The organism is Streptomyces thermocarboxydus (assembly GCF_024760485.1).
Classification (GTDB): domain Bacteria; phylum Actinomycetota; class Actinomycetes; order Streptomycetales; family Streptomycetaceae; genus Streptomyces; species Streptomyces cellulosae.
This window is the reverse complement of record NZ_CP058273.1, coordinates 1,212,994-1,227,448: the sequence shown is the minus strand read 5'-3', so window position 1 is coordinate 1,227,448 and position 14,455 is coordinate 1,212,994. Positions and strand designations below refer to the sequence as shown.

At 72.2% G+C, this 14,455-nt stretch carries 14 protein-coding genes; 6 read left to right on the top strand and 8 right to left on the bottom strand.

What is annotated here, in order from left to right; all coding sequences use genetic code 11:
- Nucleotides 1-4 precede the first annotated feature (4 nt).
- From AY578_RS05755 to trxA, 7 genes are all read right to left on the bottom strand, one after another.
- Nucleotides 5-433, bottom strand: coding sequence for a DUF2267 domain-containing protein (locus AY578_RS05755; protein WP_136237655.1), 429 nt, complete (start codon nt 431-433; stop codon nt 5-7).
- Nucleotides 434-466: 33 nt separating this feature from the next.
- Nucleotides 467-859 carry a DUF2267 domain-containing protein gene (locus tag AY578_RS05750; RefSeq protein WP_136237654.1) on the bottom strand — a complete coding sequence of 131 codons (393 nt, stop codon included), beginning with the start codon at nt 857-859 and terminating at the stop codon, nt 467-469.
- Nucleotides 860-880: 21 nt separating this feature from the next.
- Complete coding sequence (locus tag AY578_RS05745) at nt 881-2,809, bottom strand: MFS transporter (protein ID WP_136237653.1); 1,929 nt, start codon at nt 2,807-2,809, stop codon at nt 881-883.
- 469 nt (nt 2,810-3,278) lie between these two features.
- Complete coding sequence (locus tag AY578_RS05740) at nt 3,279-3,776, bottom strand: Hsp20/alpha crystallin family protein (protein ID WP_019526152.1); 498 nt, start codon at nt 3,774-3,776, stop codon at nt 3,279-3,281.
- Nucleotides 3,777-3,819: 43 nt separating this feature from the next.
- On the bottom strand, nt 3,820-5,592 hold the full coding sequence (locus AY578_RS05735; RefSeq protein ID WP_136237651.1) for an FAD-dependent oxidoreductase: 1,773 nt from the start codon (nt 5,590-5,592) through the stop codon (nt 3,820-3,822).
- Complete coding sequence (locus AY578_RS05730) at nt 5,592-5,852, bottom strand: UBP-type zinc finger domain-containing protein (RefSeq protein ID WP_019526150.1); 261 nt, start codon at nt 5,850-5,852, stop codon at nt 5,592-5,594. The genes AY578_RS05735 and AY578_RS05730 overlap by 1 nt, the downstream gene beginning before the upstream one ends.
- A 6-nt stretch (nt 5,853-5,858) precedes the next feature.
- On the bottom strand, nt 5,859-6,317 hold the full coding sequence (gene trxA, locus AY578_RS05725) for a thioredoxin (RefSeq protein WP_020700181.1): 459 nt from the start codon (nt 6,315-6,317) through the stop codon (nt 5,859-5,861).
- Between the two features lie 345 nt (nt 6,318-6,662).
- Here trxA and AY578_RS05720 point away from each other — a divergent pair, with 345 nt between their 5' ends.
- From AY578_RS05720 to AY578_RS05695, 6 genes are all read left to right on the top strand, one after another.
- A complete protein-coding gene (locus AY578_RS05720) occupies nt 6,663-8,417 on the top strand; it encodes a helix-turn-helix domain-containing protein (protein ID WP_370879002.1) in 1,755 nt (584 codons plus the stop codon).
- 119 nt (nt 8,418-8,536) lie between these two features.
- A complete protein-coding gene (gene argC, locus AY578_RS05715) occupies nt 8,537-9,565 on the top strand; it encodes an N-acetyl-gamma-glutamyl-phosphate reductase (RefSeq protein ID WP_019526146.1) in 1,029 nt (342 codons plus the stop codon).
- 112 nt (nt 9,566-9,677) lie between these two features.
- Nucleotides 9,678-10,829: a bifunctional glutamate N-acetyltransferase/amino-acid acetyltransferase ArgJ gene (gene argJ, locus AY578_RS05710; protein WP_026244011.1), complete on the top strand. Its 1,152-nt coding sequence runs from the start codon at nt 9,678-9,680 to the stop codon at nt 10,827-10,829.
- A complete protein-coding gene (gene argB, locus AY578_RS05705; protein ID WP_136237647.1) occupies nt 10,826-11,728 on the top strand; it encodes an acetylglutamate kinase in 903 nt (300 codons plus the stop codon). The genes argJ and argB overlap by 4 nt, the downstream gene beginning before the upstream one ends.
- Nucleotides 11,725-12,930, top strand: a complete 1,206-nt coding sequence (locus AY578_RS05700) for an acetylornithine transaminase (protein WP_136237646.1) — start codon at nt 11,725-11,727, stop codon at nt 12,928-12,930. The genes argB and AY578_RS05700 overlap by 4 nt, the downstream gene beginning before the upstream one ends.
- 7 nt (nt 12,931-12,937) lie before the next feature.
- Entirely contained in the window at nt 12,938-13,486 is a 549-nt protein-coding gene (locus AY578_RS05695) for an arginine repressor (protein WP_258902142.1), read from the top strand.
- 204 nt (nt 13,487-13,690) lie between these two features.
- Here the strand turns inward: AY578_RS05695 and AY578_RS05690 are convergent, their stop codons facing one another.
- Nucleotides 13,691-14,428, bottom strand: coding sequence for an FAD:protein FMN transferase (locus AY578_RS05690; protein WP_136237711.1), 738 nt, complete (start codon nt 14,426-14,428; stop codon nt 13,691-13,693).
- Nucleotides 14,429-14,455 lie beyond the last annotated feature (27 nt).

Genomic DNA, 14,455 nt, shown 5'->3' with positions numbered 1-14,455 from the left:
AGGGTCACGGCAGGAGCGCGGCGAACGCGTTCGGCACGCGGGACTTGAGGTGCTCCCATTCGCCGGCGCTCACATGCAGCGCCAGGGTTTTCAGGACGGTGCGCACCAGTTTCTCGGAGCCGCCCTCGACCGCGTAGGGGAATTCGCTCCTGACCCGTGCCATGAACTCGTCGTTGCTCATCCGCACGGGCGATTCGGCCGGTTTCCAGCCGTCGTAGTAGACACCCCTGACGAGGGTCGGCAACTGGGCGCCGAACTGCACGGCCGTGTCCACCGGGAGCCGGTCCCTGAGCGGGTGCAGCACGGCCCGCAGCGCTGCGTAGGACTGCTTGCGCCGGTCCTTGGGCCATCCGAAGGCCTCCTCGATGTCCTTGAGGAGCCGGTTGGCCTTGTCCACCATCGTGTCGAACGAGGAAAAGCCTGTGTCGACCATTTGTGTGGGCCTTTCGTTCCGGGTGCTGCGGGCTCAGCCCGCCAGGTCGGCCTTGCCGAACAGGGCCGCGTAGCTCGAGGGGAGCTGGCTGATGATCTGGTTCAGTTCTCCGCCGGTCACGGCGCCCCCCAGGGTGGACAGGACCGCGCCGGCGTCCCATTCCGCCGTACGCGGCCGGGCCCCGGTGCGCTCGGCGACCCGGCGCAGGAACTCCTCGATCCCGAAGCTCCGCGCCTGCTGCGGCGCGGCGTTCACCAGCACCTGTCCCAGCGGGCCGGGGAGCTGTGACGCCAGATCCCTGACCTCTCCGGGGCTGATCCGCTGGGCCAGCACTTCCAGCACGGCGTTGGTGACGTGCGCGGCCTCGTCGTTGTCCTTGTACTCGCCGCGCTCACGTACCCGGGCGAGGAATTCGTCGTACTTCATCGCTGCCTCCTTCTGTTCCGGTCACCGCCGGCGTGGGGCGCCCGGTGCGCTGCCGGACCCGCCGTGTCCGTCCGCCGGCGCGTAGGTGTCGTGGCCGACGTCCTTCACCCTGGACTCACGCTTGGACTCGCGCAGGGCGCGCCGGAAGCGCCGGGGGCCCCAGGAATGGCCGCCCACGGCCTTCTTGAGCTCATCGCGGCTCGTCGGGCCGGATTCCTGGAGGGCGTGGGTGATCTGCTCGATCTCGTCGTCGAGGCGCTGCTCGGCCATGGCGGACGTACGGCTCGCCGCGCCCGCGGTGCCGGCCATCCCCGGCGAGTACATCCTGTTGCCCTGCCCGGTGCCCGGGCGGTAGCGGCGGAGTCCGGCGCGCTGCCGCTCCCGGCGGCGGGCGGTGCGGTCGGCGATCCGCAGGTCCCGCTCGTGCGCCGCCTGCTGCACCTCGGCCGGCCGGCGGCGGTCCCGTTCGGTCTGCGGCGCGGGCTCGCCGCGCCAGTCCGCCTCCGCCTCCTCGGCGGTGAGTGGCCGGGCGATGTTCTCCAGGGACTGCTGTTCGGCGCGCACGCCGAAGAAGACCTCGGCGAGACCGCCCAGCGCCATGGCCGCAGCTCCGACGAGGAAGCCGATGGCCACCAGGTCGGCGTTGCCCGTGTGGATCAAGTGGCCGAACAGCAGCGGCCCGGTGATCCCGCCCACGGCCGTGCCGATGGCGAAGAACAGCGAGATGGACAGGGCGCGGGTCTCCATGGGGAAGACCTCGCTCACCGTCAGATAGGCCGAGCTCGCTCCCGCGGAGGCCACGAAGAAGGTCAGCGACACCAGCAGGAAGAACCACAGCGTGGTCAGGGACCCGGTCATCAGCAGGACCGCGAGGACGGTGGCCACGGTGGCCGACCCGATATAGGTGGCGGTGATCATCGGCTTCCTGCCCACGGTGTCGAACAGCCGTCCGAGAAGGAGTGGCCCGAGGAAGTTCGCGATCGCGAACAGGGCGAGGAAGTACGGGATCGTGCCGGACCCGATGTCGAAGAATCCGCTCAGCAGCGTGCCGAGGTCGAAGACGATCGCGTTGTACAGGAACGCCTGTCCGACGAAGAGCGCCAGGCCGAGAAGGGCGCGACGCGGGTACCGCCGCAGGGCCACGCCGGCGATCTCCCGGAACGGGATGACCTTGCGCTGCCGCACGGTGACCGCCTCGCCCGGCTCCGGCAGCTCCCGGCCGGTCTCCTGACGCACCTCGGCCTCGATCCGGTCGACGATGCGTTCGGCCTCGTCCTCGTGCCCGTGGATGAACAGCCAGCGTGGACTCTCGGGCACATGGCGGCGTACCAGCATGATGGCCAGGCCCAGGACGCCGCCCAGGCCGAAGGCCAGCCGCCAGCCGAGGTCGGCCGCCAGCAGGCTCTCGTTGAGGAGCAGCACGGCGACCAGGCTGCCGATCGCCGAACCGACCCAGTAACTGCCGTTGATGGCGAGGTCCACCTGCCCGCGGTTGCGGGCGGGGATCAGCTCGTCGATGGCCGAGTTGATCGCGGCGTACTCCCCGCCGATGCCCATGCCGGTGACGAAACGGGCGAGGTACAGGTACCAGGGGTCACGGGCGAACGCGGTCGCGACGGTGGCGAGGATGTAGATGCCGAGCGTGACCATGAACAGTTTCTTGCGCCCGAAACGGTCGGTGAGCCTGCCGAACAGCAGGGCGCCGATGCAGGCTCCCGCCACGTAGATGGCGGCGGCGGTGCCGATGTCGGCACTGGTCACGTGGATGCCGCTGCCCGCTTCGGTCATACGGGCGGCGACCGCCCCGACGATCGTCACCTCGAGTCCGTCCAGGATCCAGACGGTGCCGAGGCCGATGACGATCCTCCAGTGGAAGCGGGACCACGGCAGCCGGTCCAGCCGGGCGGGAACCTTGGTGGTCACCACGCCGAGTTCGGAGGTGCTGGTCATGCGCATGCCTCCTCGATCAGGTTGACGGGCTGATGCCTGGGGGAGCGGAACAGGACGAAAGGCACCTATACGGATAATGTGGTCGTCCATGCTGCGCTGCCACCTGCTGGGACACCGTTTTCGCTTCTTCCACGAGGGCGAGACGATGCGCTGGCACTGCGCGCGCGGGTGCGGGACTGAGGGAAGCAAGCGATATCCGACGGCGCGGGACGCGGAGCGTTACGCGCGGGCGTTCGACCGCGAGGACCAGGCCGACCTGGGCCGGCGCGCGCCGCTGGGTCTCCTTCCCCTCCGCCTGTTGCGCGCCTGGCGTCGGCGCGGTGACAGGGGCGACGGCGGACCGCGTACCGTGCCCCGGTCGCGGTAGGAAGGTGTGGCAGGGGACGCCTGTTCATGAGTCACCGCCGGAAGTTCGAGCCTCGTCCGCCCGGCCGCGGTTCCGGACGCCGTCCGGAACCGCGGTGGCGTCTCAGGAGCTGTTCCCCGAGCTCTCACTCGTGTCGCTGATCTCGATGTGCCGGGGCCTGGCGACGTCGGCCTTGGGGACGGTGATGCTGAGCACGCCGTCCGACATCTGCGCGGTGATCTTGTCCATGTCGACCTCTCCGGGCAGCCGCAGCCGGTACTCGAAGGCTCCGGTGCGGCGGGTGCTCCGGCGCAGGACGCCCTTGCGTTCCCTCTCCTTGATCTCTCCGGTGACCACCAGCTCCTGGCTGTTGGCCTCCACGTCGACGTCCTTGGCCTTGACGCCGGGGAGTTCGATCTCGACGTGGAAGGCGTCGTCGGACTCCGTGACGTCCGCCATGGGCGTCCACGCCGCTGCGGGCGCCGCGCTTCCCACGGTGGACTCGAGCAGCCCGGTCATCTCGTTGATCAGCTGGTCGAACTCCGTGAGCGGATTGCGGGCCCAGCCGACGGTCCTGTCCTGCGTCGCGCCACCGGGGTGACGCCGTACGGGCGTGGTCATTCCCCTTGCCTCCTCTTTCGGTGATCTCCTCGCGGCCTGGGTGTCATGCGAGCCAAGCGGACTCCTTCGATCGGACGAGCGGGAAGCTGCCGGCGCCGCCGGGGGTGGCCGTGCGGTCGAGGCAGCGGTGCACGAAGTGGATGCTCATCGCGCCTTCGCCCACCGCGGAGGCCACGCGTTTCACCGAGCCGCTGCGGACGTCGCCCGCGGCGAAGACGCAGGGAAGGCTGGTCTCCAGGGTCAGGCAGTCGCGGCCCTGGCTCTGCCACAGTCCGGGCACGGAGCAGGCCTGCGCCTCGGCCCCGGTGAGCACGTAGCCGCGTGCGTCGAGCGCGAGCGCGCCGGACAGCCACTCGGTGTGGGGGTCGGCCCCGGTGAAGACGAACAGGGCCCGCACCGCGAGGTCGCGCTGCCGGCCCGTGCGGAGATCGACGACGGTGATCCGCTCCAGCGCCTTGTCGCCGAACGCCTCGGTCAGCCGCGTGTGCAGCAGCACGCGCACCCGCGGATGGCGCTCGATCTGGTCGATCAGGTACCGGGACATGCGGGCCTCGAGGCTCGGCCCGCGGACCAGCAGATACACCTCCGGCGCGAATCCCGCGAGGAAGAGCACCGCCTGGCCCGCGGAGTTGCCGCCGCCGACCACCGCGACCGGGTCGGAACGGCACTGCTGGGCCTCGTGGACCGTGGCCGAGTAGTGCACGCTCGAGCCCTCCAGCGGCTCGATGCCGGGCACGTCGAGGCGGCGGTAGCGGGCGCCGGTGGCCAGGACGACGGCACGGGCCGTGATCTCGCTGCCGTCGGCGAACCCGACGGCGACGTGGTCCTCGCGTGCTTCGAGCCGGGCCGCCTCCGCCGGGACGCTGATCCGGGCGCCGAACTTCTCCGCCTGGAGCACGGCGCGCTCGGTGAGTTCGGCGCCGGAGATGCCGGAGGGGAAGCCGAAGCAGTTCTCGATGCGGGTCGACGTCCCGGCCTGCCCGCCCGTCGCCAGGGACTCGACCACGGTCGTGCGGAGGCCCTCCGAGGCGGCGTTCACCGCGGCGGCGAGACCGGCCGGACCGGAGCCGACGACGAGGAGATCGCCGCGGCCGTTGCCCGACGGCAGGGGCGGCAGGCCGATCAGCCGGGCCAGTTCGGCGTTGCTCGGGTTGCGCAGCAGGGTCGTGTCCCGCCAGATCACCAGCGGCGTCTGCTCCGGACCGACGGCGAAGCGGCGCAGCAGCGCCTCGGCCTCCTGGTCCGTCTCCAGATCGATCCAGCGGTACGGCAGCCGGTTGCGGGCGGCGAACTCACGCAGCCGCCGTGTGTCGGGCGAATAGCGTGAGCCGATGATGCGGAAGCCCGCACCCTGTCCGACGAGCAGGGCACGGCGGCCCAGACAGGCGCGCAGCACCAGGTCACCGAAGAGGGAGTCCCGGGTCACCAGGTCACGCAGCTGGTCCACGGACAGGACGAGGATCTCGCCGGGATCCCGGACCACGGCGGTGTAGAAGGCCACCTGTCCGCCCGACAGGCCGAGCTCGCCGATGAAGCGGCCGGGGCCGTGCACCCGGAGCAGATGCTCGTCGGGCGTGCCGTACCCCTCGACGACGGCCACCGCGCCGCTGAGGATGACGTAGAACGTCTCGCACCGCTCACCCTCGCGGATCAGCACGTCACCGGGGCCGACGGCGCGGCGCCTGCCCTGCTCCGCCAGGCGGGCCGTCTGCTCCTCCGACAGCCGGGGATAGGCGCCATGGATGTCGGGCGTCTCGAGGGGGACGCCCTCGTCCGGCACAGGCGTGGTGTCCGGCCGCGTCTCGTCGCCGGGCATCACACGAAGGCCTCGTGGACGAAACACCACCGCCAGTCCTCACCGGGCTCGAGCGACGCCGCGATCGGATGCCCTTGGGCGGCCGCGTGACGACGGGCGTGCCGGTTCGGCGACGAGTCGCAGCAGCCGACGTGACCGCAGGTCAGGCAGACCCTGAGATGGACCCAGGACGAACGCGTGGCCAGACATTCCTCGCATCCCGCGGCGCGCGGGGTCACGGGGCGTGCGAGGGCGAGGTGGGGGTCGGTCCGTACGGGCATGGCCGATCACCCTTTCCCCGCCGGCGCACGGCCGGCGATCGACTGCTCCACCCACCGCCGCAGGACGGGGGCAGGCGCGGCCCCCGTCTGCCGGGCGACGGTCCGCCCCTTGTCCAGGACCAGCAGCGTCGGTACCGCCTGTACCTCGAAGCGCCGCGCCAGACGCGGATTCCTGTCGACGTCCACCTTGACCAGCTTGATCCGTCCCGCGAGATCGGCGGCGACCTTCTCCAGCGCCGGGCTCACCATGCGGCAGGGACCGCACCAGGTGGCCCACAGGTCCACGACGACAGGGACGGTCGCCCGCTCGACGACCTCGGCGAAGTCGTCGTCGCCCGCGTCGGCGATCCACGGCAGAGGCCCCTCGCAGTTGCCGCACCTGGGCCGGCCCGCGGCGGCCACGGGCACCCGGTTGGTGCGCCCGCAGCGCGGGCACGTGACGTCGGTGGCTCGCACAGTGCTCATGCCGCTCTCACCCCCTCTGCTCCGGGAGGCGGCCGACGGCGCGTCCGGCCTCCTGGTACGTCCCGTACGCGGCAACGGGCCCGCGGGGCTGTTCGGTCATCGCCCGGTCCTTCCTGCGTCGTGCGCTCCGGCACCAGCACGCCCCAGGCTCGCGAACCGGGCAGTCCCGTGCCTGCGCCCGGCAGGTCGAAGAACGGCGGAACCGGTCGCCCCATGAGCACGAGGACAAAACCGGTGAAAGCCTCAGGTGAGCGGAAAGCGGTGGGGGGTACGCGGCATCTGTTCACCCCTGTGACAGCACGCGAAGGGAGTGATCCCATGGTTGATCGCCGGGTCACCCGGAACATGGGCCGAGGCCGTCCCGCCCGGGACGGCAGCCTTCCGCGGAGCCGTTCCGTGCGGCACCCGACCGCCCCGTGGCATGAGGCCGGCACGCACCGCCCGGGCCCGGCCGAACTCCCCCGCGAACTGCTGACGGTCTCCCACGCCCTGACCGACGCCCGGAACGAGGACGAGATCCTGCGCCTGGCGATGGAGCACGTGTCTGCCGTCGGCCCGTACACGGCCGAGGCCGGATACCTCAGGGTGAACGGCCGGCTGGCCCCCGTCCCGCGAGCCGGGACGGACCACCCGCCGGCCGTCGACCGGGCGGTGCGGGAGCTGGCGGGGCGGGACGGCCCCGTGGACGTTCCCGGCCGGTCACCGGGCCGGGCCCTGGCCCTGCGCGGACCCGGCGGCGTGCACGGCTACCTGGTGGTGACGTGCCGCTCCCGGCCCACCGATGCCCACGACGTCCTGCTCGCCATGCTGGTACGCCTCACCGCCGCGGCGCTCTCGGCCGCCGTCGCGCACCGCCGCCGGCAGGAGGACGCGCTGGAGCTGCACCGGCTGCGACGGGAACGGGCGACCCTCCAGCAGCGGATGATCTCACTCGTGGTCGAGGCGGGACACCAGCGGGCCGTGCACCAGGCGCTCGCCGACGTCGCGGCCTCCGGCGGCGGCCAGGAGGCCATCACCGGCGTGCTGCACGAGCTCACCGGGTTTCCGGTCCTGCTGGAGGACCGCTTCGGCCGGCTGAGGTCCTGGACCGGCCCCGGCCGGCCCGACCCCTACCCGGACCCCGACCCCGCACGCCACGAGGAGGTGCTGCAGCAGGCCGCCCGGCGGGGCGGACCCGTCCGGGTCAAGGACCGGCTCATCCGCGTGATACGCCCCCGCGGCGAGGTCCTCGGCGTGCTGGCCCTGGTCGATCCCGGGGACGAGGCCGACCACTACGCCGAGTTCGCCCTGGAGCACGCCGCCACGTCGCTCGCCATGGAACTGTCGCACCTGCGGCATCTCGCGGAGGTGGAGCTGCGGCTGCGCCGCGAACTGGTCGACGACCTGCTGGCCGGGACGGACGAGACGAGCGCCTACGCCCGGTCCGAGGCGCTGGGACACGACCTGCGCCGCGATCAGTACGTGGTCGTCGTGCGGTGGAGCAGCCAGGCCCCCGACGACGCCTTCGCGCGGACCGTGGGCCGGGCGGCCTCGGCCGTGGGCATGCGGTCACTGGTGACCCGGCGTTCCGGCCACGTGGTTCTGGTCGCCGAGGGCAGGCCCCACGACCGCGCCCTGTACGAGGCGCTCGTCCGGGAGACCGGGACGCACGACGGGACGATCGGGGTGAGCGCCCGCTGCGACACCCTCGCCGGCATCCCCGGCGGCTACCAGGAGGCACTGCGCGCCCTGGAGGTGCGCCGGCGCTCCCGCAGCCGGTACGGCACGACGTTCTTCGACGACCTGGGCCTCTACCGCATCCTGGGCCCCGGAGGCGACTACCAGGAGCTGGAGGGGTTCGTCCGGGAATGGCTGGGGCGGCTCGTCGACTACGACGGCCTGCACCGCGCGGCGCTCGTGGAGACCCTGTCCCGGTACTTCGACTGCGGAGGCAACTACGCCGAGACCGCGCAGTCCCTCACGATCCACCGCAGCACACTGCGCTACCGGCTCCAGCGCATCCGCGAGATCAGCGGCCGTGACCTCACGGACGTGGAGGACCGCCTCAACCTCCAGGTCGCGACCCGGGTGTGGAAGGTCATGCTCGGCGAACCCGGCTGAGGGGCCCACGGCGACGGGTGCGGGGCCGGCCGGACGCGGCCCGGGCCGCCCACCGCGCAGCACGTTGCATAAACGTGCAGGGAAACGTATAGTCATGCCATCCAGGAGGAGGGTTTTCCATGGCGGTACGTGCGGCGGTGGCCGGAGCGAGCGGGTACGCGGGCGGTGAGCTGCTGCGTCTGCTTCTGACCCACCCCGAGGTCGAGATCGGCGCCCTGACCGGGAACACCAACGCCGGACAGCGCCTGGGCGCGCTCCAGCCGCACCTGCTGCCGCTGGCCGACCGGGTGCTGGAGCCCACCACCCCGGAGGCGCTCGCCGGGCACGACGTCGTCTTCCTCGCGCTGCCGCACGGCCAGTCCGCCGCCGTCGCCGAGCAGCTCGGCGACGAGGTGCTCGTGATCGACATGGGCGCCGACTTCCGCCTGAAGGACGCCGCCGACTGGGAGGCGTTCTACGGCTCCCCGCACGCCGGCACCTGGCCCTACGGCCTGCCCGAACTGCCGGGTGGCCGCGCCGCGCTGGAGGGGTCCAAGCGTGTCGCGGTGCCCGGTTGCTACCCCACCGCCGTCTCCCTCGCGCTGTACCCGGCCTACGCCGCCGGGCTCGCCGAGGCCGAGGCCGTGGTCGTCGCCGCGTCCGGCACCTCCGGCGCGGGCAAGTCGCCCAAGCCGCACCTGCTGGGCAGCGAGGTCATGGGCTCCATGTCGCCGTACGGCGTGGGCGGCGGGCACCGGCACACCCCCGAGATGATCCAGAACCTCAGCGCGGCGGCCGGCGAGCGCGTCACCGTCTCCTTCACGCCCACCCTGGCGCCGATGCCCCGCGGCATCCTCGCCACCTGCTCCGCGAAGGCGAAGCCCGGCGTCACCGCCGAGTCCGTGCGCGCCGCCTACGAGAAGGCGTACGCCGACGAGCCGTTCGTCAGCCTCCTCCCCGAGGGACAGTGGCCCGCCACCGCCTCCGTGTACGGCTCCAACGCCGTCCAGGTGCAGGTCGCCCACGACACGGCGGCCGGGCGGATCGTCGTGATCAGTGCCATCGACAACCTCACCAAGGGCACCGCGGGCGGTGCCGTCCAGAGCATGAACATCGCCCTGGGTCTCGACGAGACCTGTGGGCTTTCGACGACCGGAGTCGCGCCGTGAGCGACGCACGTGCAGCCGCCGGGCCGCAGACGAGCACGATGCCCGCACCTCCGCGCTGCACGGGCGGCCAGGACATCAGCCGCTACCGCGGCGGGGCGAACGAGGAGACACAGTGAGTGTGACGGCAGCAAAGGGATTCACGGCGGCGGGCATCGCCGCCGGGATCAAGGAGAACGGCAACCCCGACCTGGCCCTCGTGGTCAACAACGGCCCCCGACGCGCCGCCGCCGGCGTCTTCACCTCCAACCGCGTGAAGGCCGCCCCCGTGCTCTGGTCCGAGCAGGTTCTCAAGAGCGGGCAGCTCGCCGCCGTCGTCCTCAACTCCGGCGGCGCCAACGCCTGCACCGGCCCCAAGGGCTTCCAGGACACCCACGCCACCGCCGAGAAGGCCGCCGAGGTGCTCGGCGTCGGCGCCGGCGAGGTCGCCGTCTGCTCCACCGGCCTCATCGGCGTCCTGCTCCCCATGGACAAGCTGCTCCCCGGCGTCGAGACCGCCGCCGGCCAGCTCTCCGAGCACGGCGGCGAGAAGGCCGCCATCGCCATCAAGACCACCGACACCGTCCACAAGACGTCCGTCGTCACCAAGGACGGCTGGACCGTCGGCGGCATGGCCAAGGGCGCGGGCATGCTCGCCCCCGGCCTCGCCACCATGCTCGTCGTCCTCACCACCGACGCCGACCTCGACAGCGCGACCCTGGACCAGGCGCTCCGCGCCGCCACCAAGGTCACCTTCGACCGCGTCGACTCCGACGGCTGCATGTCCACCAACGACACCGTGCTGCTGCTCGCCTCCGGCGCCTGTGGCGTCACCCCCGGGTACGCCGACTTCGCCGAGGCCGTACGGCAGGTGTGCGACGACCTCGGCCAGCAACTCATCCGGGACGCCGAGGGCGCAAGCAAGGACATCAAGGTCGAGGTGATCAACGCCGCGACCGAGGACGACGCCGTCGAGGTGGGCCGCTCCATCGCCCGCAACAACCTCCTCAAGTGCGCCGTCCACGGCGAGGACCCCAACTGGGGCCGCGTCCTCTCCGCCATCGGCACCACCAAGGCCGCCTTCGAGCCCGACCGGCTCAACGTCGCCATCAACGGCGTCTGGGTGTGCAAGAACGGCGGCGTCGGCGAGGACCGCGACAAGGTCGACATGCGCTACCGCGAGGTGCACATCGTCGCCGACCTGTCCGCCGGCGACGCCACCGCCACCATCTGGACCAACGACCTCACCGCCGACTACGTCCACGAGAACAGCGCCTATTCCTCATGACCGTCACCCGTAAGCACACCGCGCTGCCCAAGGCGCAGATCCTCATCGAGGCCCTGCCCTGGCTCACCCGGCACCACGGAAAGACCGTCGTCATCAAGTTCGGCGGCAACGCCATGGTCGACGAGGACCTGAAGGCCGCCTTCGCCCAGGACGTCGTCTTCCTGCGGCACGCCGGACTGAAGCCCGTCGTCGTGCACGGCGGCGGCCCGCAGATCAGCCGCGCCCTCGAGACCCACGGCATCGTCAGCGAGTTCAAGGCCGGCCTGCGCGTCACCACCGAGGACGCCATGGACGTCGTACGGATGGTGCTCGCCGGGCAGGTCCAGCGTGAGCTGGTCGGCCTGCTCAACCGGCACGGCCCGCTCGCCGTCGGCCTCACCGGCGAGGACGCGCACACCCTCACCGCCGTCAAGCACCAGCCCGAGATCGACGGGGAACTGGTCGACATCGGGCGGGTCGGCGAGATCACCGAGATCGACACGGGCGCCATCGAGGCCCTGCTCGCCGACGGCCGCATCCCGGTCGTCTCGTCGATCGCCCGCTCCCAGGACGACCACCATGTCTACAACGTCAATGCTGATACGGCGGCTGCGGCACTCGCTGCTGCTCTGGGCGCCGAAACCCTCATGGTCCTCACGGACGTCGAGGGCCTCTACGAGGACTGGCCGAACAGCGACGAGGTGATCAGCCGTCTCACCGCGTCGCAGCTCGAGAAGCTCCTGCCGGAGCTGTCCTCGGGCATGGTGCCCAAGATGGAGGGCTGTCTGCACGCCGTGCGGGGCGGCGTGAACACCGCCCGCGTCATCGACGGCCGGGTCCAGCACTCGATCCTGCTGGAGATCTTCACGGACGAGGGCATCGGCACCATGGTCGTGCCCGACGAACAGGGGGAGTCGTGAGCAACGCGGAACTGACCGCCCGGTGGCAGGGCGCGCTGATGAACAACTACGGCACGCCCCGCCTCCCCCTCGTGCGGGGCGAGGGGGAGCGGCTCTGGGACGCCGACGGCAAGGAGTACCTCGACTTCGTCGGCGGCATCGCCACCAACGCCCTCGGCCACGGCCACCCGGCGATCGTCGAGGCCGTCACCCGGCAGATCTCCTCCCTCGGCCACATCTCCAACCTCTTCCTCGCCGAGCCGACCGTCGCCCTCGCCGAGCGGCTGCTCCAGCTCTTCGGCCGGGACGGCAGGGTCTTCTTCTGCAACTCCGGCGCCGAGGCCAACGAGGCCGCCTTCAAGATCGGCCGGCTCACCGGGCGCACCCACGTCGTCGCGACCGAGGGCGCCTTCCACGGCCGCACCATGGGCGCCCTCGCCCTCACCGGGCAGGCCGGCAAGCGGGAGCCGTTCCTGCCGCTGCCCGGGGACGTCACCCACGTGCCGTTCGGCGACGCCCAGGCGCTGGACGCGGCCGTCACCGAGGACACGGCCCTCGTCGTCCTCGAACCCATCCAGGGCGAACTCGGCGTGGTCGTCCCGCCGACGGGCTACCTCAAGGCGGCCCGCGCCATCACGGCCGCCAAGGGCGCGCTGCTCGTGCTGGACGAGGTGCAGACCGGCGTCGGCCGGACCGGGGACTGGTTCGCCTACCAGGCCCACGAGGGCGTCCTGCCGGACGTCGTCACCCTCGCCAAGCAGCTCGGCGGCGGACTGCCCCTCGGCGCCACCGTCGCCTTCGGCCGCGCGGCCCAGCTGTTCGAGCCCGGCCACCACGGCACCACCTTCGGCGGCAACCCGGTCGCCTGCGCCGCCGGACTCGCGGTGCTCGACACCATCGCCGGCGACGGACTGCTGGAGAACGCCAAGCGGCAGGGCGAGAAGCTGCGCGAGGGCGTCGAGGGTCTCGGGCACGCCCTGATCGACCACGTCCGGGGAGCGGGCCTGCTCCTGGGTATCGTGCTCACCGAGCCGCTCGCGCCCCAGGCGCAGCAGGCGGCTCAGGACGCCGGGTTCCTCGTGAACGCCGCCGCCCCCGACGTCGTACGGCTCATGCCGCCGCTGAACCTCGGGGACGACGCGGTGGCCGCGTTCCTCGGGGCGCTGCCCGGCATCCTGGACGCCGCCGGACGCGCGGGTGGGGAAGGACGATCCGGAGAATGAGACGACGATGAGCCAGGAGCAGGACCAGGGGCGTACGGCGGGCCAGGCCGGGCCTGCCGTGCCGCAGACCCGTACCGCGCGGCACCGCCGGATCGTGGACATCCTCAACCGGGAGCCGGTGCGGTCGCAGAGCCAGCTCGCGAAGCTGCTCGCCGACGACGGGCTGAGCGTCACCCAGGCGACGCTCTCCCGCGACCTCGACGAGCTGAACGCGGTGAAGATCCGCAACAACGACGGGGATCTGATCTACGCGGTGCCGAGCGAGGGCGGGTTTCGCACGCCGCGTGCGCCGTTGGGGGAGTCCGCCAAGGAGGAGCGGATGCGGCGGCTCTCGCAGGAGCTGTTGATCTCCGCGGAGGCGTCCGCGAATCTTGTGGTGCTCCGGACGCCTCCGGGGGCGGCGCAGTTCCTGGCTTCCGCCATCGATCAGGCCGAGCTGCATGACATTCTCGGCACCATTGCCGGGGACGACACGTTGTTGTTGATCAGCCGGGAGCCTACGGGCGGGCAGGCGCTCGCTGATCACCTGCTTCGGCTGGCTCAGAACGGGGGCTGAGGGGCTGGCCACGCCTCCTGAGGCGCCTGCCGACTGCGGGCAGTCGTGCCGCTCGGGGCGGCACGGGTGGGCGCAGGCGGCACCTTGCAGCGGGCCTGCACCGCATCGCCGTGCGGCCACCGGGGTGCCAGTACCTGTTGCATGCCGGGCGCGGCCACGTCGTGGCTGGTCGCGCAGTTCCCCGCGCCCCTTTCGGGGTGCTCGTCAGCCCAGCCACCGGGCGAGGTGTGCTGTGCAGCGGACCTCGTCGCCCGCTGTGATCAGGAGGGCCTCCGTGTCGGGGAGGGCGTCCAGCCAGCGCAGGCCCTCCCGGGAGCCCATCGCGAAGGCCGCCGTGGCCCAGCAGTCCGCCCAGGTCAGGCGGGGGGCGATCACCGTCACCGCGACCAGGTCGGTCACCGCGGAGCGGCCCGTACGCGGGTCGACGATGTGATCGCCGCGCTCCGCGGTGCCGGACGTGGCCACCGCCAGCTCCCGCGCCCCGGCCGCCGAGACCACCGCGGCGAGGCCGCCCGGGCGCAGCGGGTCCGACACGCCGACCCGCCAGGGGCGGCCCGTGCCCGGTGAGCCGAGCAGCTGGACGTCGCCGCCGCCGTTGACGCTCACCCCGGACGCCCCGGCCGCGAGGAGCCTGCGGGCCGCGCGCTCGGTGGCCCAGCCCTTCACGATGCCCGTCGGGTCGAGCTGCCCCCGGTAGCGCGTGCTGAACCAGCCGTCGCTGACCCGCTCCGCCTCCGCCGCCAGTTCCAGCACCTCGGCGACCTCGGGGTCGCACTGCCCGACGTCCAGCTCGCCGCGCACCAGACGGGAGATCTGGGTGTCCTCGCGGTAGGTGCTGAACACCTCGTCGACCCGGCGCAGTCCGGCGGCGGCCTCCTCCAGCGCCGCGCGCACCGCGCCGGGCTCCCCGCCGCGGACGTCGAGGGAGAAGACGGTGCCCATCGTCTCCACCACACGACGCTCCGCGGC